General features: G+C 63.1%; 20 protein-coding genes. 12 read left to right on the top strand and 8 right to left on the bottom strand.

Annotated features, from left to right (window positions below):
- The coding region (locus BLQ09_RS16805; RefSeq protein ID WP_134660028.1) for a ribonucleotide-diphosphate reductase subunit beta at positions 1–542 on the top strand (542 nt) is incomplete at its 5' end.
- A 45-nt stretch (positions 543–587) separates the two neighbouring features.
- On the opposite strand, the gene BLQ09_RS16800 is transcribed toward BLQ09_RS16805, so the two are convergent.
- Positions 588–887: a putative quinol monooxygenase gene (locus BLQ09_RS16800; RefSeq protein WP_092357883.1), complete on the bottom strand. Its 300-nt coding sequence runs from the start codon at positions 885–887 to the stop codon at positions 588–590.
- A gap of 194 nt (positions 888–1,081) precedes the next feature.
- Here BLQ09_RS16800 and BLQ09_RS16795 point away from each other — a divergent pair, with 194 nt between their 5' ends.
- Entirely contained in the window at positions 1,082–1,570 is a 489-nt protein-coding gene (locus tag BLQ09_RS16795; RefSeq protein ID WP_092357881.1) for a DUF1289 domain-containing protein, read from the top strand.
- Between the two features lie 24 nt (positions 1,571–1,594).
- Here BLQ09_RS16795 and mdeB read toward each other — a convergent pair whose 3' ends face one another.
- Entirely contained in the window at positions 1,595–4,273 is a 2,679-nt protein-coding gene (gene mdeB / locus BLQ09_RS16790; protein ID WP_027606366.1) for an alpha-ketoglutarate dehydrogenase, read from the bottom strand.
- Positions 4,274–4,464: 191 nt separating this feature from the next.
- Between mdeB and BLQ09_RS16785 the strand changes: the two genes are divergently transcribed.
- The 3 genes from BLQ09_RS16785 (at position 4,465) to BLQ09_RS16775 (ending at position 7,153) form a co-directional block, all read left to right on the top strand.
- Entirely contained in the window at positions 4,465–5,391 is a 927-nt protein-coding gene (locus tag BLQ09_RS16785; protein ID WP_092357879.1) for a class I SAM-dependent methyltransferase, read from the top strand.
- A 148-nt stretch (positions 5,392–5,539) separates the two neighbouring features.
- On the top strand, positions 5,540–6,256 hold the full coding sequence (gene pcsA / locus BLQ09_RS16780; RefSeq protein ID WP_027606368.1) for a phosphatidylcholine synthase: 717 nt from the start codon (positions 5,540–5,542) through the stop codon (positions 6,254–6,256).
- Positions 6,257–6,373: 117 nt separating this feature from the next.
- Complete coding sequence (locus tag BLQ09_RS16775; RefSeq protein ID WP_027606369.1) at positions 6,374–7,153, top strand: TSUP family transporter; 780 nt, start codon at positions 6,374–6,376, stop codon at positions 7,151–7,153.
- On the opposite strand, the gene nudC is transcribed toward BLQ09_RS16775, so the two are convergent.
- Together nudC and BLQ09_RS16765 are read right to left on the bottom strand one after the other, a co-directional pair.
- A complete protein-coding gene (nudC, locus tag BLQ09_RS16770) occupies positions 7,121–7,954 on the bottom strand; it encodes an NAD(+) diphosphatase (protein ID WP_092357877.1) in 834 nt (277 codons plus the stop codon). The genes BLQ09_RS16775 and nudC overlap by 33 nt on opposite strands.
- 5 nt (positions 7,955–7,959) lie before the next feature.
- On the bottom strand, positions 7,960–8,772 hold the full coding sequence (locus BLQ09_RS16765) for a crotonase/enoyl-CoA hydratase family protein (RefSeq protein WP_027606371.1): 813 nt from the start codon (positions 8,770–8,772) through the stop codon (positions 7,960–7,962).
- 185 nt (positions 8,773–8,957) lie between these two features.
- Here BLQ09_RS16765 and BLQ09_RS16760 point away from each other — a divergent pair, with 185 nt between their 5' ends.
- The 3 genes from BLQ09_RS16760 (at position 8,958) to BLQ09_RS16750 (ending at position 11,281) form a co-directional block, all read left to right on the top strand.
- A complete protein-coding gene (locus tag BLQ09_RS16760; protein WP_092357875.1) occupies positions 8,958–9,512 on the top strand; it encodes a UPF0149 family protein in 555 nt (184 codons plus the stop codon).
- A gap of 90 nt (positions 9,513–9,602) precedes the next feature.
- Complete coding sequence (aroA, locus tag BLQ09_RS16755) at positions 9,603–10,859, top strand: 3-phosphoshikimate 1-carboxyvinyltransferase (protein ID WP_092357873.1); 1,257 nt, start codon at positions 9,603–9,605, stop codon at positions 10,857–10,859.
- A gap of 32 nt (positions 10,860–10,891) precedes the next feature.
- Positions 10,892–11,281 (top strand): hypothetical protein, encoded by a 390-nt coding sequence (locus BLQ09_RS16750; RefSeq protein WP_092357871.1) that lies wholly within the window; start codon positions 10,892–10,894, stop codon positions 11,279–11,281.
- A 1-nt stretch (position 11,282) separates the two neighbouring features.
- Here the strand turns inward: BLQ09_RS16750 and BLQ09_RS16745 are convergent, their stop codons facing one another.
- A complete protein-coding gene (locus BLQ09_RS16745) occupies positions 11,283–11,882 on the bottom strand; it encodes an NAD(P)H-dependent oxidoreductase (protein ID WP_092357869.1) in 600 nt (199 codons plus the stop codon).
- A 72-nt stretch (positions 11,883–11,954) separates the two neighbouring features.
- Here BLQ09_RS16745 and BLQ09_RS16740 point away from each other — a divergent pair, with 72 nt between their 5' ends.
- Complete coding sequence (locus BLQ09_RS16740; RefSeq protein WP_027606376.1) at positions 11,955–12,548, top strand: TetR/AcrR family transcriptional regulator; 594 nt, start codon at positions 11,955–11,957, stop codon at positions 12,546–12,548.
- A gap of 294 nt (positions 12,549–12,842) precedes the next feature.
- Here the strand turns inward: BLQ09_RS16740 and BLQ09_RS16735 are convergent, their stop codons facing one another.
- Positions 12,843–13,508: a GNAT family N-acetyltransferase gene (locus BLQ09_RS16735; RefSeq protein WP_092357867.1), complete on the bottom strand. Its 666-nt coding sequence runs from the start codon at positions 13,506–13,508 to the stop codon at positions 12,843–12,845.
- Between the two features lie 56 nt (positions 13,509–13,564).
- Positions 13,565–14,449, bottom strand: a complete 885-nt coding sequence (locus tag BLQ09_RS16730; protein WP_092357865.1) for a LysR family transcriptional regulator — start codon at positions 14,447–14,449, stop codon at positions 13,565–13,567.
- A gap of 113 nt (positions 14,450–14,562) precedes the next feature.
- Here BLQ09_RS16730 and BLQ09_RS16725 point away from each other — a divergent pair, with 113 nt between their 5' ends.
- The 3 genes from BLQ09_RS16725 (at position 14,563) to BLQ09_RS16715 (ending at position 19,062) form a co-directional block, all read left to right on the top strand.
- Positions 14,563–15,771 carry an MFS transporter gene (locus BLQ09_RS16725; protein WP_027606379.1) on the top strand — a complete coding sequence of 403 codons (1,209 nt, stop codon included), beginning with the start codon at positions 14,563–14,565 and terminating at the stop codon, positions 15,769–15,771.
- 81 nt (positions 15,772–15,852) lie between these two features.
- A complete protein-coding gene (locus tag BLQ09_RS16720) occupies positions 15,853–16,704 on the top strand; it encodes a CAP domain-containing protein (RefSeq protein WP_027606380.1) in 852 nt (283 codons plus the stop codon).
- A 171-nt stretch (positions 16,705–16,875) separates the two neighbouring features.
- The gene (locus BLQ09_RS16715) at positions 16,876–19,062 is read left to right on the top strand and encodes a hybrid sensor histidine kinase/response regulator (RefSeq protein WP_092357863.1); all 2,187 of its coding nucleotides are present in this window, start codon (positions 16,876–16,878) and stop codon (positions 19,060–19,062) included.
- Between the two features lie 8 nt (positions 19,063–19,070).
- On the opposite strand, the gene BLQ09_RS16710 is transcribed toward BLQ09_RS16715, so the two are convergent.
- Positions 19,071–20,237 carry a GGDEF domain-containing protein gene (locus BLQ09_RS16710; RefSeq protein WP_027606382.1) on the bottom strand — a complete coding sequence of 389 codons (1,167 nt, stop codon included), beginning with the start codon at positions 20,235–20,237 and terminating at the stop codon, positions 19,071–19,073.
- Positions 20,238–20,270: the final 33 nt, after the last annotated feature.

The raw sequence follows: 20,270 nt of genomic DNA, 5'->3' as shown, positions 1-20,270 counted from the left end.
AGTTCGAAACCGGCACCGTCGACACCGACAAGGAACTGCTGCGCAACCTGGTCGCCTACTACTGCGTGCTGGAAGGCATCTTCTTCTACTGCGGCTTCACCCAGATCCTGTCCATGGGCCGCCGCAACAAAATGACCGGCGTGGCCGAGCAGTTCCAGTACATCCTGCGCGATGAGTCGATGCACCTGAACTTCGGTATCGATGTGATCAACCAGATCAAGATCGAAAACCCGCACTTGTGGGATGCCGAGATGAAGGAAGAAGCGACCCAGATGATCCTGCAGGGGACTCAGCTGGAGATTGAATATGCGCGGGATACCATGCCGCGTGGCGTGCTGGGGATGAACGCGGCGATGATGGAGGATTACCTCAAGTTCATCGCTAACCGTCGCCTGTCGCAGATTGGCTTGAAGGAAGAGTATCCGGGGACGACTAACCCGTTCCCTTGGATGAGCGAGATCATGGACTTGAAGAAAGAGAAGAATTTCTTTGAGACTCGGGTTATTGAGTATCAGACCGGCGGCGCATTGAGCTGGGATTAACCCCGCAGCCCCATGGACCGTAGCATCACGGTCCATGGGCGGGGTTCAGTCCGAGACCTGCTCCAGAAAGATCAACTGCAAAGGCTCATCGAGCCAGTCATCCGCCGCTGCGGCGAAGCGCTGGAAGTATGGCGTCGCAAAATGCGCATCGAGTGCCGCCTGGTCCTTGAACGCCTCACGCATGTAGAACGTACCGGGTTCGTCCCGCTGCTCGAACAACACATAGTCAAGGTTGCCTGGTTCGGTGCGCGTCGGCTCGATCAGGTTCAACAAGCCTGCTTTAAGGGCCTGTTGCTTGCCGAGTTTGGCCTTGAGTACGGCGAGGGAAACCAGGGGTTTGTGCATGGCAGTGACTCTTTCACGGGGTGGGCTGGTACATCCGGCAAGGGCAGCAACCATCAGGGCGCTTAGCCAATAGCCTGAAGCGTTGATCGGTTTTTTCATGCTGGGTGCTCTCAGTGGACTGGGGGCATCGTTGTCCACCTGGCAATAAAGAAACACCGACAAAACCCGCTTACACTTTCTTCAAAGGCTTGAAAATGCCTCACACCATCAAGACCCCCTGCGTCGGCCTGTGCTCCACCGTTTACGGCGACCTGGTCTGCCGGGGCTGCAAGCGTTATCACCATGAAGTGATCCAGTGGAATGGCTACAACGCCGAGGAAAAGCAGGCGGTATGGCTGCGCCTTGAGCAATTGCTGGTGCAGGTGATGGCCAGCAAGCTGGAAGTGTTCGACCCCCAGCGCCTGCGCCAACAACTGGAAGAGCGCAAGATTCGCTTTATGCCGCACCAGTCGCCGTATTGCTGGGCGTACCAGCTGATTGCCCGGGGCGCGCGGGTGATTTCCAGGCTGGACGCCTATGGCTTGGCGTTGTTGCCGGAGTTTCGCGAACGCAGCCTGGCGGATTTGCGCGATGCCATTGACCGGGAGTTTTTCCTGCTGTCCGAGGCGCATTACGAGCGGTATATCGCCCCGGGGTTTATACGCGAAGTGTTCGGTCAGCCTCTCATCGCCAGCAGCATGTGACCGTCGTAGCAGCTGCCGAGGGAATCAGCAGGTCCAGGAAGCTGCGCGATCCACCTGCAAGCCATACCGCTCAATCGCCTGCTGGCACACGTGCCGCTCAAGACTGCCCTGCTCCACCAACGCGGTAAGCGCCGCCAGCACGATGTGATGCCGATCCACCTCAAAGAAATCCCGCAGCGCCGCCCGTGTATCACTGCGACCAAACCCGTCGGTGCCGAGCACGGTGTAGCTCGAGTCCAGATAGGACGCAATCATCTGCGGTACTGCGCGTACGTAGTCGGACACGGCAACCACTGGCGCACCTGCCGGCAAGCAGTCATTCAGGTGACTGACGCGCTTGCCGGCCTGCGGATGCAAGCGGTTCCAGCGTTCCACTTCCCGCGCCTCCCGTGCCAGTTCGCTGAAACTGGTCACGCTGTACACCTCGCTCGCCACGTGCCAATCCTCAGCCAGTAACCGCGCGGCGGCCTGGGCTTCACGCAGCAAGGTGCCCGAACCGAGCAGGCGTACCCGGGCGTCAGCGGCGCCTTCCAGGCGATACAGGCCCTTGATGACCGCCGCCTCCACGCCTGCGGGCAGGCTTGGCTGCGGGTAGTTTTCGTTCATCAGGGTCACGTAGTAGAACTCGTCCACATCCTGTTCCAGCATCTGGCGCATGCCGTGGTCGAGGATCACCGCAAATTCCCCGGCAAACGCCGGATCGTAGGCGCGGCAGTTGGGCACGGTGGCGGCGGTGAGATGGCTGCTGCCGTCCTGGTGCTGCAAGCCCTCACCGCCGAGTGTGGTCCGCCCGGCCGTGGCACCGAGCAGGAAGCCACGGGCGCGCTGGTCGGCGGCGGCCCAGATCAGGTCGCCGACGCGCTGGAAGCCGAACATCGAGTAATAGATGTAGAACGGCAGCATGCGCAGGCCATGCACCGAATAGCTGGTGGCCGCCGCGACCCAGGAACTGATGGCACTGGCCTCGCTGATGCCTTCTTCAAGAATCTGCCCGTCGGTGGCTTCGCGGTAGCTGAGGATCGAACCAATGTCTTCCGGCTCATAGCGCTGGCCGACGCTGGAATAGATGCCGATCTGCTTGAACAGGTTGGCCATGCCGAAAGTACGCGCCTCATCCGCCACGATGGGCACGATGCGCGGCCCGAGCGCCTTGTCCTTGAGCAGGTTGGTCAGCATGCGCACGAAGGCCATGGTGGTGGACATTTCCTTGCCGTCGGCCGCCGTGGCGAAACCGGCGTAACCGCTCACGGGCGGGACGTTCACCGGTGCTGCGGCCTGGCTACGGCTGGGCACGTAGCCGCCCAGGGCCGTGCGCCGCTGATGCAGGTAGCGCAATTCGAGGCTGTCATCCGCAGGCTTGAAGAAGCTCAGCGACTCGGCCTGTTCATCGCTCAGCGGCAACTGGAAGCGGTTGCGGAACGCGAGCAGCGCCTCGCGATCGAGCTTCTTCTGCTGGTGAGTGGTCATCTTGCCCTGCCCGGCCTCGCCCATGCCGAAACCCTTTTTGGTCTGGGCCAGGATCACCGTGGGCTTGCCCTTGACCCGGCGCGCTGCGTGATAGGCGGCATGGATCTTGACCATGTCGTGGCCGCCACGCTTGAGCCGGTCGATCTGCTCATCGCTCATGCCCTCGACCAGGCTGGCCAGCGCCGCGCTCTGGCCGAAGAAGTGTTCGCGGTTGTAGGCCCCGTCCTTGGCGGCGAAGGTCTGGAATTGGCCGTCCACGGTGCTCGACAACGTGTTGACCAGGGAGCCGTCGGCGTCCTTGGCGAGCAAGGGGTCCCAGTCCGAACCCCAGACCAACTTGATCACGTTCCAGCCCGCCCCCGCGAACAATGCCTCCAGCTCGTCGATGATCCGCCCGTTGCCACGCACCGGGCCGTCGAGGCGTTGCAGGTTGCAGTTGACCACCCAGGTCAGGTTGTCGAGGCCTTCGCGCGCGGCCAGGGTCAGGGCCGACATGCTTTCCGGCTCGTCCATCTCGCCGTCGCCGAAGACACCCCACACATGGCGCTCGGCGGTGTCCTGCAAGCCGCGATGCTGCAGATAGCGCATGAAGCGCGCCTGGAAAATCGAACTGATGGGGCCAATGCCCATGGAACCGGTGGGGAACTGCCAGAAGTCCGGCATCAACCACGGGTGCGGGTAGCTGCACAGCCCACGCGCCCCGGCCTTGGCGCCACCGAGTTCCTGGCGATAGTGGGCCAGGTCGTCCGCGCTCAAGCGCCCTTCAAGGAAGGCGCGCGCATAAATGCCGGGGGCCGAATGCGGCTGGTAGAACACCAGGTCGCCGCCAAAGTCGTGATTGCGGGCGCGGAAAAAGTGATTGAAACCCACCTCGAACAAATCCGCCGCACTGGCGTAACTGGCAATGTGGCCACCGAGCTCGCCATAGGCCTGGTTGGCCCGCACCACCATGGCCAGGGCGTTCCAGCGTACCAGCGAGGCCAGGCGCTCTTCGGTGGCCAGGTCGCCGGGAAACGCCGGTTGCTGCTCGACGCTGATGCTATTGATGTAGGGCGTGCCGTGGCGGGGTTTCCAGTCGATGTGCGCAGCGCTGGCATCGCGGGCCAGCAGGTCGAGGATCTGGCGTGCGCGCTCAGGGCCGGCATTGGCTACCAGCGACGCCAGCGCGTCACGCCATTCGTCGAGCTCTGGTTGATCCAGGGCTGTGTGATTCACTGCACTCGCGAAACCGTTCATGGGCACCTCCGGGCTTTTTTTCCAGTTTATGTCGGTGCCTGGGGATTTTTTGCCTGTTATCAGGCGCAGCTTGCAGAATTTTGAGCATGAATCACTGCCTATGGGCTTTTTCCCAGCACGTTGTGCTCAAACAACCCGAAACCTCACCAGTGTGTTTAAAATGCCGCCCGCTCAATGACCGACGCTCAACGATGAACCCAGACGCACTCGCTACCCTGCACGCCCACCTGCTCACCGCCCTGGCCAACCCGCCGGCTGAAACCCGGCGCCTGTTCCATGGCCGTGGCCGCTGCTGGCCGGGCCTGGAGCAATTGACCGTGGACTGGCTGCAAGGCGTGGTGCTGGTCGCGCTGTTCAAAGAGCCCGAAGCGCCCCACCTGGAGGGGTTGAAACAGCTGTTGATCGACTTCGACTGGGGCCAATCCGGCGCCCACAGCGTGGCGCTGCAACACCGCTACCTGCCGCAAAGCACCACGGAATGGCTGGTGGGCGCAGCCATCGACGAGCTGACCATCACCGAAGGCGGCCTGCGTTACCTCATCGACCTGGGCAAAAAGCAGAACAGCGGGCTGTTCCTCGACATGCGCTACGGCCGCAACTGGGTGCGCGAACAGGCCAAGGGCCAGCGGGTGCTCAACCTGTTTGCCTACACCTGCGGCTTCTCGGTCGCGGCCATCGAGGGCGGCGCCAGCCACGTGGTGAACCTGGACATGGCCCGTGGCGCCCTGAGCCGCGGCCGCGATAACCACCGCCTGAACGGTCATGACCTGAGCAAGGTCACCTTCCTCGGCCACGACCTGTTCAAATCCTGGGCCAAGGTCACCCACAGCGGCCCCTACGACCTGGTGATCATCGACCCGCCGTCCTTCCAGAAAGGCAGCTTCCTGCTGACCAAGGACTACCAGCGTGTACTGCGTCGCCTGCCGGATTTACTCACGGCCCAGGGCACTGTCCTGGCGTGCATGAACGACCCGGCCTTCGGCGAAGACTTCCTGATCGACGGCGTCACCCGCGAAGCACCGGGCCTGCGCTTTATTGAACGGTTGGAAAACCCGCCGGAATTTCCGGATATCGACGCGCAAAGCGGCCTCAAGGCGCTGGTGTTTCGCCAAGGCTGATGCCGAAACGTCCTACGCTTGCTACGCTATGTGATGCGCCGGGCGGTGAACCTTATGACCCCCTTCCCGGTCGATACCTGCATTCCCCGGCCAGACTCGACAGCGTCACGTTGTCGGCTGCCCCGTTTCACCTTTTGGAGAACCGCCCGTGATATCGACCCTGCATGTAGCCAGAATCAAAGCCTGGGGCGCCCACGGCTTTACCGCCACCGGTGTGGTATTGGCCTTCCTGGCCACCCTGGCGCTGCTGGAAAACTCCCCCAAGGCCTGCCTGCTCTGGCTGGGCCTGGCCCTGGTGGTAGACGGCGTGGATGGTTCCCTGGCGCGACGGGTGAATGTCAGCACGGTATTGCCCAGCTTTGACGGCTCGGTACTGGACCTGGTGATCGATTACCTCACCTATGTGTTTATTCCGGCCCTGTTTATCTACCGCTATATCGACCTGCCGGACTTTACCCACCTGTTCACGGTGTCGGTGATCCTGGTTTCATCGCTGTTCTGCTTCTGCAACGTGAACATGAAGAGCAAGGACAACTACTTCGTCGGCTTCCCCGCCGCCTGGAACGTGGTGGCCTTGTGCGTATACATCATCCAGCCGGATGCCTGGGTCACCTTGCTGACCGTGATCGGCCTGGCCCTGCTGACCGTGACGCCGATGAAGTTCCTGCACCCGTTCCGGGTCAAGCGCTTCATGCCGATCAATATCGCAGTGACCACCATCTGGTTGCTCTGCAGCTTTTTGATGGTGGTGGATTATCCCAACACCAACCCGTGGACGTTTGGGTTGTGGTCTGTGATGTCCGCGTATTTCCTCGGAATCTGCGTGTGGCGCACGGCGCTGGAGTGGATGGGAACCCACAAATAGCCAGATGAACACCGTTCAACTGTGGGAGAGGGCTTGCTCCCACAGTTGGTTCTGCGCACATCAGGCGGGTAAGATGGCGACCCTTCGCACAGCGCCCTGCCAACCATAAGCCCTCCCATGCCTTTCGAACTCAGCGTAGACCTCACCACCCTCGCCATTCTCGCCGTCGTGGCCTTTATCGCCGGCTTTATCGACGCCATCGCCGGCGGCGGCGGCCTGCTTACCACCCCGGCGCTGCTCACCGCCGGGATGCCGCCCCACCTGGTACTGGGCACCAACAAGCTCAGCTCCACCTTCGGTTCGGCCACGGCCAGTTTCACCTTCTACCGTCGCAAGCTGTTCCACCCGCGCCAGTGGGTGCATGCCATCGTCGGCACCTTGATCGGCGCACTGGCCGGTGCGGTGGTCGCCCACTACCTGCCCGCCGAAACCCTCAACAAAATGCTGCCGGTGATCGTATTCGCTTGCGGCGTGTATTTGCTGTTTGGTGGCACGCCCAAGGCACCGCTGGACGCCGACGCGCCGATCAAGAAGAAATGGCAAGGCGCCCAGGGTTTCGGCCTGGGCTTCTACGACGGCGTGGCGGGCCCCGGCACCGGTGCGTTCTGGACCGTGAGCACACTGCTGTTGCACCCCATCGACCTGGTGAAGGCCAGCGGCGTGGCGCGCAGCATGAACTTCGTCAGCAACGCGGCGGCGCTGTCGGTGTTTATCTTCAACGGCTCGGTGGATTGGATTGTCGGCCTGGCGATGGGCGTGTCGGTGATGTGTGGCGCATTTTTTGGCGCGCGCAGCGCGATCAGCGGCGGCGCCAAATTCATTCGCCCGGTGTTTATCACCGTGGTTCTCGGCCTGACCGTGCGCCTAGCCTGGCAGCACTGGTTCAGCGTGGCCTAGGCGACGGGCCAGGTAGAGGTCGATCAGGTAGCGCGCAATCGAGCGTGACGCCGGCAGCGGCGGCAGGTCGTGGATGCTGAACCACTGCGCGTCCTCGATCTCGTCGGCCTGGGGCACGATGTCGCCACCGGCGTACTCGGCATGGAAGCCCAGCATCATCGAATGGGGGAACGGCCAGCACTGGCTGCCCATGTACTGGATGTTCCTGACCTCCACCTGCACTTCTTCGCGCACCTCGCGGATCAGGCAGTCCTCGGCCGACTCACCCGGCTCGGCAAAGCCCGCCAAGGTGCTGTAGACCCCGGTGACAAAACGCGGCGAGCGCGCCAGCAGGATCTCGTCGCCACGGGTCACCAGCACGATCATGCTCGGCGAAATCCGTGGGTAGCTGCGCAGGTCGCAGGCCTGGCAATACATCGCCCGTTCCCGTGGCACCTGGACCATGGCCTGGCCGCAACTGCCGCAGAACCGATGCTCCCGCGCCCAGGTGCCGATCTGCGCGGCGTAGCCCAGCACTTTGTAGAGGGTGTGATCACCTTGCAGCATGAAGCCGCGCAGGCCCTGCCAGCCGCAACCCGGCACTTCGCCCGCCGAGTCGAGTTCCAGCAGGTACACCGGCTCACCGTCGAGGTGGCCGATGCCGTGTTCGGCAAACACCGAAAGCTCCTGGCGCTTGAGCCATTCCCGAGGGAACAGCGGGCCGTTGGCGTCATGCAAAAAGCCGTCGCGGCTGCGGGCGACGGCCCAGCCGCCGGGGGCGTCGTTGTCCAGCAGCGTTGTGGTAATCCAGCCTGGGGTCATGTCAGTCAATCCACGAATTCGGGTTTCTGCTTGCTCATATGGGCCGCGATGGCCACGCGCAGGTCGTTGGATTGCAACATAGCCGAGTTCCAAGTGGCAACGTATTCCAGACCGTCATTGACCGTATGGTCACGCATGTAGCTGATCATGGCCTTGGTGCCGGTGACCGCAATCGGCGACTTGGCCGCGATTTCATGGGCGATCTCGAACACGCCGGCCAACAGGCTTTCCTGGTCGGCATACACGCGATTGACCAGGCCGATGCTGCGCGCCTCCTCGGCACCGAACGGGCGGCCGGTGTAGGCCAGCTCACGCAGCATGCCGTCGCCGATGATGCGTGGCAGGCGTTGCAGGGTGCCGACGTCGGCGGCCATGCCGATATCGATTTCCTTGATCGAGAATTGCGCGTCTTCAGCCGCGTAGCGCATGTCGCAGGCGCTGATCAGGTCGATGGCGCCACCGATGCAGTAACCCTGGATCGCCGCCAGTACCGGCTTGCGGCAGTTATCGACGGCATTGAACGAGGCTTGCAGCTCGAGGATCTTGCGCCGCAGCAGGCGCGCATTGCGGCCCACATCCTTGCCGAAGTCGTTGGCCACCGAGGCGAGCATCATCAGGTCGATGCCGGAGGAAAAATGCTTGCCGGCACCGCTGAGCACCACGGCGCGTACGGCGTCGGTGTCTTCGATCCATTGGAAGATGTCGATGATCTCGGTCCAGAACGCCGCGTTCATCGCGTTGATCTTTTCCGGGCGGTTGATCTGCACATGGGCTACGTTGCCGCTGAGTTCGACGACGAAAGCTTGGTATTCGGACATGGCAGTGATCCCTGGCTGGCGAGTGATAAGGCCTGAACTATAACAAGGGTACGTGACGGCGCATCGGCCAAAAGCGGGACTGGCAACGGCGATGGAAAAGACGCTGGATAAAAGCCCCGGCACACGCCATCCTTCGCGCTTTGAGCCGCCCCATCAGCGGCGTTCGACGTTTAAAGGATATGCCCATGCACACCCAACCCCTCGCCCCCGCCGATTTCGAATTCATCGAAGAAACCCTGTTGAAATACGGCGACGACCATTCGGTGCTGAACCTGGCCGAACTCGACGGCTACTTCACCGCGCTGGTGTCCAGCCCGGCACAGGTGGACATCGCCGAGTGGTTCCCGGCGATCTGGGGCGGGCAGAACCCGGAGTGGGAAAGCGCCGAAGAGGCCCAGCAGTTCCTTGACCTGTGCGTGCGTCATATCAACACCCTGGCCGCACAACTGGCGACTGACGCCAAGGCCTTTAAGGCACGCTTCGATGAAACCGAACACCAGGACCAAGTCGTGACCCTCGCCGAAGAATGGTGCTTTGGTTATATCCGTGGCGCCGCTATCGGCAATTGGCCTGAGTTGCCCGCGGAGCAGGCAGCGAACCTGGAGAAAATCTCCTGGTGCGCCGAGCAGGACAACTTCGAGTTGCCCGCCGACCTGGATGTGAAGCTGCATCAGCAACGGGTCAGCGCTATCGAACCGGCCGCACGGGCACTGCACGATTACTGGTTGAGCAAGCGCTAGACCTCGACAAGCACCGCACCTTTGGCCGATTATTCGGGTCCGCCCGTCGGCCACTCCGTACCACCTTGCCTTGATCAGGAGCCTTGCACCTTGAGTTCGCAGAAAACCGTGACCGTTACACCGCCCAACTTCCCCCTGAATGGCAAGGTCGCGCCCCCCGGCTCCAAATCCATTACCAACCGTGCCTTGCTGCTGGCGGCCCTGGCCAAAGGCACCAGCCGCCTGAGCGGCGCCCTGAAGAGCGATGACACCCGGCATATGTCGGTGGCCCTGCGCCAGATGGGCGTGACCATCGACGAGCCGGACGACACCACCTTCGTGGTCACCGGCACCGGCAAGCTGCAATTGCCGGCGCAGCCGTTGTTCCTCGGCAATGCCGGCACCGCCATGCGCTTCCTGACGGCCGCCGTGGCTACCGTGCAAGGCACCGTGGTACTGGACGGCGACGAGTATATGCAGAAACGTCCGATCGGCCCGCTGCTGGCCACCCTCGGCCGGAACGGTATCCAGGTCGACAGCCCGACCGGTTGCCCACCGGTGACGGTGCACGGCGTGGGCACGGTCCAGGCCAGGCGCTTCGAGATCGACGGCGGCTTGTCCAGCCAGTATGTCTCCGCCCTGTTGATGCTCGCCGCCTGCGGCGAAGCGCCGATTGAAGTGGCACTGACCGGCAAGGACATCGGTGCCCGTGGCTACGTGGACCTGACCCTGGACTGCATGCGGGCCTTCGGCGCCCAGGTCGAGGTGGTCGACGACACCACCTGGCGCGTGGCCCCCACCGGCTACACCGCCCATGATTACCTGATCGAACCCGACGCGTCCGCCGCCACCTACTTGTGGGCTGCCGAAGTGTTGACCGGTGGCCGCATCGACATCGGCGTGGCCGCCCACGCCTTCACCCAACCGGACGCCAAGGCCCAGGCGGTGATCGCGCAGTTCCCGAATATGCAGGCCACCGTGGTGGGTTCGCAGATGCAGGACGCGATCCCGACCCTGGCGGTACTGGCCGCCTTCAACAACACCCCGGTGCGCTTCACGGAGCTGGCCAACCTGCGGGTCAAGGAATGCGATCGCGTACAGGCCCTGCATGACGGCCTCAATGCGATCCGTCCGGGCCTCGCCAGCATTGAAGGCGATGATCTGCTGGTCGCGGCCGACCCGGCGCTGGCCGGCACGTCGTGCAACGCCCTGATCGACACCCATGCCGACCACCGCATCGCCATGTGCTTTGCCCTGGCGGGGTTGAAAATCGCGGGGATCCGCATCCAGGACCCGGACTGCGTGGCCAAGACCTATCCTGGGTACTGGAAGGCCCTGGGCAGCCTTGGGGTCGCGTTGAGCTACTGACTCAACGGCGTCGGAATGGGGAGGTAAGGATCATGACCATTCGCCAACCCTGCCCACCCGGCGCCTGTGTCTGCGACCGTGAACAGCTGCTGGAGGCCCCCGGCGCCGACCTGCGTATCCTCAGCCTGACCCGCCAGGAAGAAAAACGCCTGGTCGAGCGCCTGGAAAACCTGCAAAGCCTGCAAGACCTGGAGCGCATGCAACAGCGGATGCACGAGTTATTGGGCATCCGCGTGCATGTCGCGCCGGGGCACACCGAGGTCAAGAGCATGCGCGGCATCCAGATCGTCATCGACGAGCTGCCAGGCATGTGCCGCAAGACCCGGCAAGCGATCCCGGCGGCGATTCGCCGGGGCCTGGAGAAAAACCCGGAAATTGCCTACCGCCTGTTGGACGCCCACGACCTGTTTCGCGAAGGTTGAATCAACCGGCGACCGTCTCGGCCTCGAACAGCCTCTGCCCGATCGCTTTCGCCGTCTTCAGATGCGCCGGGGCCGCGCCGCCTTCCGAATCCAGCAACAGCTCGGACGTCACCACCTTCGCCCCGCAGTAATCGAAGATGCCGTAGTCGATTTGGGTGCGCATCGCCTTGGCGTAGCCATGACGGTCAAACGCGCTGTCATCCGCGCCGCCGAGGGCCAGCAAGTGCACCTGCAAATGCCGCAGTTTTTTCACCACCGGGGTATCCGGGCCGTAGTCGATCGCCCAGCCGTTGACGAACACACGGTCGACCCAGCCCTTGAGCAGGCCCGGCAGCGACCACCAGTAGATCGGGAACGCCAGCACCAAGGCATCGGCGCGCTCGATGCGCGCCTGTTCCGCCAGCACGTCGGCCGGGGGCGTGGCCTGGGTGCGGTGTACCCGGTGATCGGCGGCGGTGTAGCGCGGGTCGAAGCCTTCGGCGGCGAGGTCGGCGATTTCGAAGGTGTGGCCCTCAGCAGTCAGCCCGGCAGACACCTGTGCGGCCACGGCGTGGGTGAGGGATTGTGGGTCGTGATGGGCAACGACGATGAGTGCATGCATGACTTTGACTCCCTTTGGGCTTAAGCTACTTCTGGTAAGTTAACGCCATCAAGTTACTTTTGGTATATAAGCATGTCAAGCCCTGAATCCCCTGCCCCACGTCGTCGCCTGTCCCGTGAAGATCGCCTGCGTCAGTTATTGGAGGTGGCCTGGCAGCTGGTGCGCGAGGAAGGCACCGAAGCCCTGACCCTGGGCCGCCTGGCGGAACTGGCCGGCGTCACCAAACCGGTGGTCTACGACCACTTCGTCACCCGTGCCGGGCTGCTCGCCGCGCTGTATGAAGACTTCGACGCGCGTCAGACCCAGGTGTTTGCCGAAGCCCTCGACGCCAGCCGCGCGACCTTGGAAGAACGCGCCGGGGTGATCGCCTCGTGCTATGTCGATTGCGTGTTATTGCAGGGCCGGGAAATTCCGGGGGTGATTGCCGCACTGAGCAGTTCGCCGGAGCTGGAAGCGCTCAAGCGTAAGTACGAGGCGATTTTTCTCGACAAATGCCGTGCCGCATTGGAACCCTTTGGCCACGTATCACAGGCAGGATTAAGGGCGATGCTGGGCGCTGCGGAAGCGTTGTCCTACGCTGCGGCCAGTGGCGAGATCAGCCGTGAAGAGGCGCAAGATGAGTTGCTGGCGACCATCCTGGCAATGGTCAACCGCCCACGGCGTTGAAGACTGAAGAAGCTTCTGTGGTAAACGAACTTTGCTGTGGTGAGCAGACTTGTTGTGGTGGACAGGCTTGTTGTGGTGGACAGGCTTGTTGTGGTGAGCGGGCTTGCCCCGCGCTGGGCTGCGAAGCGGCCCCAACAAGAGCGCTGCAGTGTGCCAGGCAGCTCCGGGGCTGTTTCTGGGGCCGCTTCGCAGCCCAGCGCGGGGCAAGCCCGCTCACCACAACAAGCCCGCTCACCACAGAGGCAAGCTCACCACAGAAGCCCGCTCACCACAAAAAAAGCCAACCAGGCCAGGCTAACGCCCTGCCACAAACAGCTGGACCTTGCGGGCCAGTTGATCGAGGTGCCGGTCCCGCTGTTTCTCGGCGTCCACCATCGCCCGCTTGCCATGTTTTTGCAGCAGGTAGGTATGGATCTGGCGTACCTCCAGCGAACTGTAGATCGCCGCCACATCCAACACGCCCATCAAGCCATCGGTGCCGTAGTCCCGGGTATTCATCAACACCTGGGTGCCCCGCGCACCCCGCACTTCAAACCCCATGGCCTCGAAGGCCGCTACCTTCTCCACGGCACAGGCCAACTCCGCATGGGGATAGCGCGCCAGCACGTCCGCCATCATCCCGCGCGCCACACCCTGGCGCCGGAAACCAGTCTGCACCGCCATGAAGGCGATGCCACAGGCCTCAGGATCATCCTTCACCGGCAGATACAGGCAAAAGCCAATCACCTGCTCCTCGAGCATCGCCACGATCAACTCAACGGCAATCCCCTTCGACCCGCCCACTGCCTCCAGGTACAGGTGCACCTCAAAGCCGATGGCGTATTGGTAAATGTTGTAGAGCAGGTTGCTCGGCGGCAGTGCGACGCTGCTGATGTCGGTGAGGTTGTCCACCACCATCTGCAGGATCTGGGCATTGATGGGCTCGGGGCACGGTGTGGTATAGCGGGTAAGGCTGAACATGCAGATTCCTGGGGTTTCGCGTCAAGGCAGCGGCGATTGTACCTGTTGCAGGCCGTTCAGTGCCCGCACACCTCACGCACGCACCCGCGCAACCAGCGGTGGGCCAGGTCGGCATCCAGCCGCGGATGCCAGAGCATCGCCACGGTGAACGGTGCCAGCGTCAACGGCAACGCAAAGCTGTAAAGGCCTTCGCGCTGATGGGCAGTGTAGCGTTCGGGCACGCTGGCAATCAGGTCGGTGTCGCGGGCCAGGGCGATGGCCGTGGCGAACCCGGCGACGACGGTGCCGATCTGCCGCGTCAAGCCCAGGGCTTCAAGCCCATCGTCGATCTGGCCGCGCTCCTGCCCGCGCCGCGAGACATAGACGTGCCGCCCCAGGGCAAACCGCTCGGCACTGATGTCGCCCTGGCTCAGGGGATGGCCGCTGCGCACCACGCCAATCAAACGGTCGCGAAACAGCGCCTGGGTCAGCACTTCGGGGCTGGCGTCGGGGTCGACCACACCGGTCTCCAGGTCGACGCTGCCTTCGCGCAGCAACGTGCTGTCCTTGTCGGTCTTGCTGACGAAACGCAGGCGTACACCAGGCGCCTCCCGTGCGATGCGCGCCAGCAACGCAGGACCGAAGTTTTCGACGAACTCTTCACTGGTGCGCAAGGTGAACGTGCGCTCCACCTGGGCCAGGTCCAGGGCGTGTGCCGGGCGCAGCACTGCGTGGGCGTCCTGCACCAGGCGGCTGACCTGCTCACGCAATGCCTGCGCCCGCGGCGTCGGCACCAGCCCGCGCCCGGCGCGGACCAACAGCGGATCGCCGGTGGTCTCACGCAAGCGCGCCAGCGCCCGGCTCATGGCCGAGGGGCTCAACTGCAAGCGCTTGGCCGCTCGGGCGACACTGCCTTCGGCCAGCAAGACATCCAGGGTGATCAGCAGATTAAAGTCGGGCATGGGCGCTCCTTAGCAGGCGTTTGACGCAGGTATTAACTGCAAACCCTGCGTCTTCCGCCATGTTAGGCGAGGTCGTAGATTTGTGACAGTTGCGTCCACCCAAGGAATCTTCCATGCATACGTCTTCACGGGGCGGCCTTGCCAGCCTGTCGCTGTCCATGTTGCTCGCCGCCCTCGGCACCAGCATCGCCAATGTCGGCCTGCCCAGCCTGGTACAGGCATTCGATGCGTCGTTTCATGCCGTGCAGTGGGTGGTGCTCGCCTACCTGATGGCGATCACGGCGGTGATTGTCATGGCCGGCCGAATGGGCGATCGCCTGGGCCGTCGCCGGCTGTTGCTCGCCGGGCTGCTGCTGTTTGCGCTGGGCAGTGGGCTGTGTGCAGGCGCGCCCTCGCTGGGCTGGCTGATTGCCGCACGCCTCCTGCAGGGCTTGGGCGCGGCGAGCATGATGGCCATGGCGCTGGGGATGGTCGGCGACACGGTGCCCAAGGAACGCACCGGCCGGGTGATGGGCCTGCTGGGCACAATGTCAGCCGTCGGTACCGCCATGGGCCCCGCCGCTGGCGGGTTATTGCTCAGTGTGTGGGGCTGGCGCGCGCTGTTTCTGGTGGGCATGCCCTTGGGGTTACTCACGGCCAGCCTCGCGTGGCGCTACTTGCCGGTTGATCGACGCCAAGCAGGCTCACCTTCCAGCGTCTGGTCACCGTTGAAGGAAGCATCATTGCGCACGAGTCTCGCGATGAGTGCGTTAGTAGCGGCGGTGATCATGGCAACCTTTGTGGTCGGCCCTTTCTACCTGTCCAAGGGGCTGGGGCTGGACCCGCAATGGATGGGCCTGGCCATGGCCGTCGGGCCCTGTGTCGCGGCGCTCAGCGGTGTACCGGCGGGGCGCCTCACCGACCGCCACGGCTGGCGCCTTATGACTTTCGCCGGGTTGGGCATCCTGGTTTGCGGCGCATTACTATTGTCGTTGGCCTCGGGATTGATCGCCTACCTTGGGGGGCTGGTGATTCTGACGACGGGCTATAGCCTGTTCCAGGCCGCCAACAATACTGCGGTGATGTGCGATGTAGACGGTGCGCGCCGAGGTACGGTCGCAGGCTTGCTCAACCTGTCACGCAATATCGGGCTGATCTTCGGTACCTCGGCTCTGGGGGCGGTGTTCGCCTGGGCGACCCCGGATGTCACCCGCGCCACCGCGCAATCCGTGACCAGTGGCCTGCATGCGACTTTCACCGTCGCCGTGGGCTTGATCCTGCTGGCCACCGCGATGACAGCGGGCCGCATCCGCGCCGTGAATGCCCCACAGAATGCCCGTTGAGGCAAAAAAACAAAAAAGGCGTTGCGCCAGACGGGGTTACATCGCGCATCATGGGCACTTTCAAGCTCAAGGGTAACGTCCATGCGCGTTCTGTCATTGATGATGGGTCTTACGACGCTGGCCGCCAGTACGGTGTTCTGCGCCAGCGCGATGGCGAATGAAGAAAGTCAGTTGGTGCAACAGATCAACGAGTACCGCAGCCAGGTGCAGCGCTGCGGCGACCAGGGTTCCCAGGAACTGCCACCGTTGGCCAACGATACACGGCTGGTGCTGCCGGCCAATAACGTCGGCGACCTGCAGCAGGCCCTGGCCCGGGCCGCGTACCCGATGGTCAATGTGCAGGCCATCAGCCTGTCCGGGCCCAAGGACGCCCAGGCAGCCATGAAAGCCGTGCGCGAGAGTTTCTGCCGGGTGGTGCTGGACCCGCAATTCGTCGACATCGGCGTGAGCAACAGCGGCCAGGACTGGCGCATCGTGCTGGCCCGCCCGTTGCTGTCCAGCGGCCTGGGCGATTGGCAAACCGAAGGCCGCAAGCTGCTCGACCTGATCAATGCCGCCCGCACGCAACCGCGCCAATGCGGCACCCAGGCGTTTACCGCGACCACGCCATTGTCGTGGAACGAGGCGTTGGCCGGGGCCGCCAACAGCCACACGCGCAACATGGCCAACGGCAATTTCTTCGACCACCTGGACCACGACGGCCGCACGCCTGGCGACCGCGCGGAACTGGCCGGGTATATCGCGAAAAACATCGGCGAAAACATCGCCGCCGGCCTGGACACCCCGCGCAAGGTGGTCGACGGCTGGCTCGCCAGCCCGGGTCATTGCGCCAACCTGATGAACCCGCAGTTTCGCGAATTGGGCGCAGCCTATGCCATGGACCCGAAGAGTGACGCGGGCATCTACTGGACCGCTTTATTCGGCACGCAATAAGGGTTGGGCAATCGCCCACCCCCCGGCCCTTCGCTCTTTCAAACGAATACAGCATCAAAATGCCATCTAGCGGATAATCGTGCTGAACTGGCAGCGACCAGACAGGTCTGTAGCTTTACGCCACATCCTTGCGGGCGCGTTGAAGATTCCGGAATACAAGGTGTTCTCCCAATGATGAATTGGCTGCAAAGCAGCAGCGACATGGCTGAGCAAGTACGTCAGCATGATTGGGCCAGTACGCCCCTAGGACCGCTGGAACAGTGGCCGGACGTGTTAAAGACCACCGTGGCGCTGTGCTTCGCCTCCAGCTTTCCCCAGGCGATTGTCTGGGGCCCGCAACTGATCACGCTCTACAACGATGCGTTTATCCCGATCCTGGGCAGCAAGCCCTACGCGTTGGGGCGCCCGTTCAACGAAGTGTGGGCCGAGGTGTGGGATGACGTCAGCCACATCGCCAACGCCGCCTTCGAGGGCCACGCCACCTATATCGAAAACTTCCCCCTGGTGATTGAACGCGGCCCGAGGCGGGAGCAGGCGTACTTCACCTTCTGCTACAGCCCGATCCGCGATCCCCAAGGCAAGGTGGTCGGCATGCTCGACACCGTCACCGAGACCACCTCCACGGTGTTCCTGGCACGCCGCCTGGCGGTGCTGGACGCCATCGGCAACGCGGTGGTCAACGCCGTCGATGCCGAAGCCATCATGACCAGCACCACCCGGTTGCTGGCCGAGCACCTGCAGGTGAGCAATTGCGCCTACGCCGACATGGACGCCGATGAAGACGGCTTTACCATTCGAGACAATTGGACCGCGCCCGGCTCGCCCAGCATCATTGGCCGCTACAGCCTGGCGGCGTTCGGCGAGATGGCCGTCAAATGCCTGCGCGCCGGCGCCCCCCTGGTGATCCACGACAATCTGCGCGAGTTGCCGCCCGCAGAGTCCGCCACCTTCCAGGCCCTGGGGGTGACGGCGACGATCTGCATGCCGCTGATCAAGAACGGTCGCCTGACCGCCCTGATGGCCGTCCATGACAAAAGCCCACGCCCCTGGTCACCCTACGACCTGGCCCTGTTGCGGGAAGTCACCGAGCGCTCCTGGGCGCATATCGAGCGCGTGCGTGCCGATGCCGATGTGCGCAAGGGCCTGGCGGCCTATGCCGAACTGAACACCACTCTCGAACAGCGCGTCGAAGAACGCACCCTGGCGCTGGCCAAGGCCGAAGCCGCGCTGCGCCAGTCGCAGAAACTCGAAGCCATCGGCCAACTCACCGGCGGCGTGGCCCATGACTTCAACAACCTGCTGACGATCATCCGCTCATCGGTGGACTTCCTGCGTCAGCCAGACCTGTCGGAGCAGCGTCGCCAGCGCTATATGGGCGCAGTGGCGGATACCGTAGAGCGGGCCAGCAAGTTGACCAGCCAATTGCTCGCCTTTGCCCGCCGCCAACCGCTGAACCCGGAAGTCTTCGACGTGGGCCAGCGCGTTCAGAACATCGGCGAGATGCTGGAGAGCGTCACAGGCGCGCGCATTCATGTACGTGTCGAGATGCCTTCGCAGCCGTGTTTTGCGCGGATCGATGCCAGCCAGTTTGAAACCGCACTGATCAACATCGCCCTCAATGCACGGGACGCAATGGAGGGCCAGGGCACCCTGACCCTGAAAGTCCTCGGGGCACAGCCGTTGCCCCATATTCGCGGCGACGCCGGGTCGGGTAAGGCGTATGTCGCCATTTCGCTCGCCGATACCGGCCCCGGCATTCCCGAAGACACCGTCGAACGCATTTTCGAGCCGTTCTTCACCACCAAGGCGGTGGGTAAAGGCACCGGCCTGGGCCTGTCGCAGGTCTTCGGCTTCGCCAAGCAGTCGGGGGGCAATATCGATGTGACCAGCACGCCCGGCCAAGGCAGCGTATTCACCTTGTATCTGCCCCAGGTCGAAGCCGAAGCAGCACTGCCACTCCCCTGCGAGGAAGCGCCGGCTTCGTCCCACGACACATCACAGTGCCGGGTGCTGATTGTGGAGGACAATCTGGAGATCGGGCGGTTTGCCAGCCAGATTCTTCAAGACCTGGGCTACCAGGCCACCTGGGTGACCGATGCCGAACAGGCCCTGACCCTTGCCGGGCACGATGGGAGGGCCTTCGATGTGATCTTCTCCGACGTGGTCATGCCCGGTATCACCGGGGTCGCCATGGCCAAGCTGTTGCGCCAGCGTCGAGCGGACCTGCCGGTGATACTGACCTCGGGCTACAGCGAAGAGCTGGCAGACAATGGCTATGACGGCTTCGAGTTCCTGCCCAAGCCTTACTCTGCCGAGCAGGTTTCGCGGGTATTGATCAAGGCCATGCACAAGGACTGAGCCGCGCCCTACTCCGCCACGGCCACCTGGTTGCGGCCCAATGCCTTGGCCCGGTACAGCGCTTTGTCGGCGCTGTTCATCAGGCCGTGCAGGTCCTCGTCCACGGCATGGGTGAACGCCACCCCAAGGCTGGCTGACAGCCCCTTGACCGGCTCGGCGGCCAAACCGGCGATAGCCTTGATCAGGTCCTCGGCAATAGTGCGCGCGGTGTCCAACGACGTATTGGGCAACAACACGGCAAACTCTTCGCCGCCCAAGCGACCATACACATCGGCCTTGCGGAACGACGCACTGATCACCCCGCCAATCTGGCGCAAGACCTGATCGCCGGCCTGGTGCCCATAGGTGTCGTTGATTTGCTTGAAGTGGTCCATGTCCATCATCAGCACGCACAGCGGCTGCTGGTTATGACGGCATTGCGCATACAGCAATTGCGCATGTTCGAAAAACGCCCGGCGGTTCATCAGGCCGGTCAGCTCATCGGTCTGTGCGGCACGGGTCGAGATGTTATGGGCCCGTTCCATTTGCCGGGTCAGGCGAAAGGCTTTCTCCAGTGCATCGGACAATTTGCGCGTGGCACTGGCCACAAACGTGGAAAACACCAGGACCGCGATGCCGATGCCCACTTGCATCGATGTGGGCTGGAACAACAGCCACAGGGTGCACGGCAGCAACACCAGGCCGATGGACACCAGGGTCATATAGCGATAGGCCGAATAACACGACACCGCACTGACCGACATCCCCACGGTGAACAGCATCACCAGCGCCTGGGACAACCGATCATCGGGGGGCATCAGCGCGAGTGCCCCAGCCCCCCAAATGCCCGCGGACAGTACCAGCGTGACCCAGTAGCGGCGCTCCCAGCGGTCCGGGGTGCGTTCGCTGTTGGGGCAGCGGAACCAGTCCAGGAACATCTTGACCCGCAGCAGCGACGACGCGCCCAACACCACCAGCCACACCAGCATCAACGTGTGATCGAAGCGCTCCCAGCACAGCCAGCAGAGCATGGCGGCTGCCATGTAGCTGCCGAAAATGGCTGCAAATGACTGGCGAAACAACTGGTGCAAACGGTCGGTTCGCACCTGTGCCTCTATAAAGCAATCCTGGTCCCGCCCATGCCCAAGGCCATTCATGAAATTCGCCTGATTCGACTGCCATGACAAAGGCGCCATTGTGGCACCCTGCCACCAGCGTGGACAACTGAA

Origin of the sequence: Pseudomonas sp. NFACC25, assembly GCF_900100935.1 — a bacterium.
Lineage (GTDB): Bacteria > Pseudomonadota > Gammaproteobacteria > Pseudomonadales > Pseudomonadaceae > Aquipseudomonas > Aquipseudomonas marginalis.
Note: the sequence above shows the minus strand (reverse complement) of the source record. Positions and strands in the feature narration are given on the sequence as shown.

Excerpts from the sequence above, each read along its gene's own strand:
- BLQ09_RS16800 (WP_092357883.1), bottom strand. The coding sequence starts at position 887 with ATGCACAAACCCCTGGTTTCCCTCGCCGTACTCAAGGCCAAACTCGGC.
- BLQ09_RS16775 (WP_027606369.1), top strand. The coding sequence starts at position 6,374 with ATGCCTTTCGAACTCAGCGTAGACCTCACCACCCTCGCCATTCTCGCC.
- mdeB (WP_027606366.1), bottom strand. The coding sequence starts at position 4,273 with ATGAACGGTTTCGCGAGTGCAGTGAATCACACAGCCCTGGATCAACCA.
- BLQ09_RS16710 (WP_027606382.1), bottom strand. The coding sequence starts at position 20,237 with ATGGCGCCTTTGTCATGGCAGTCGAATCAGGCGAATTTCATGAATGGC.
- BLQ09_RS16735 (WP_092357867.1), bottom strand. The coding sequence starts at position 13,508 with ATGTTCAGCCTTACCCGCTATACCACACCGTGCCCCGAGCCCATCAAT.
- BLQ09_RS16760 (WP_092357875.1), top strand. The coding sequence starts at position 8,958 with ATGCACACCCAACCCCTCGCCCCCGCCGATTTCGAATTCATCGAAGAA.
- BLQ09_RS16740 (WP_027606376.1), top strand. The coding sequence starts at position 11,955 with ATGTCAAGCCCTGAATCCCCTGCCCCACGTCGTCGCCTGTCCCGTGAA.
- BLQ09_RS16750 (WP_092357871.1), top strand. The coding sequence starts at position 10,892 with ATGACCATTCGCCAACCCTGCCCACCCGGCGCCTGTGTCTGCGACCGT.
- BLQ09_RS16785 (WP_092357879.1), top strand. The coding sequence starts at position 4,465 with ATGAACCCAGACGCACTCGCTACCCTGCACGCCCACCTGCTCACCGCC.
- BLQ09_RS16715 (WP_092357863.1), top strand. The coding sequence starts at position 16,876 with ATGATGAATTGGCTGCAAAGCAGCAGCGACATGGCTGAGCAAGTACGT.
- BLQ09_RS16795 (WP_092357881.1), top strand. The coding sequence starts at position 1,082 with ATGCCTCACACCATCAAGACCCCCTGCGTCGGCCTGTGCTCCACCGTT.
- BLQ09_RS16745 (WP_092357869.1), bottom strand. The coding sequence starts at position 11,882 with ATGCATGCACTCATCGTCGTTGCCCATCACGACCCACAATCCCTCACC.
- nudC (WP_092357877.1), bottom strand. The coding sequence starts at position 7,954 with ATGACCCCAGGCTGGATTACCACAACGCTGCTGGACAACGACGCCCCC.
- BLQ09_RS16720 (WP_027606380.1), top strand. The coding sequence starts at position 15,853 with ATGCGCGTTCTGTCATTGATGATGGGTCTTACGACGCTGGCCGCCAGT.
- BLQ09_RS16765 (WP_027606371.1), bottom strand. The coding sequence starts at position 8,772 with ATGTCCGAATACCAAGCTTTCGTCGTCGAACTCAGCGGCAACGTAGCC.
- BLQ09_RS16730 (WP_092357865.1), bottom strand. The coding sequence starts at position 14,449 with ATGCCCGACTTTAATCTGCTGATCACCCTGGATGTCTTGCTGGCCGAA.
- BLQ09_RS16725 (WP_027606379.1), top strand. The coding sequence starts at position 14,563 with ATGCATACGTCTTCACGGGGCGGCCTTGCCAGCCTGTCGCTGTCCATG.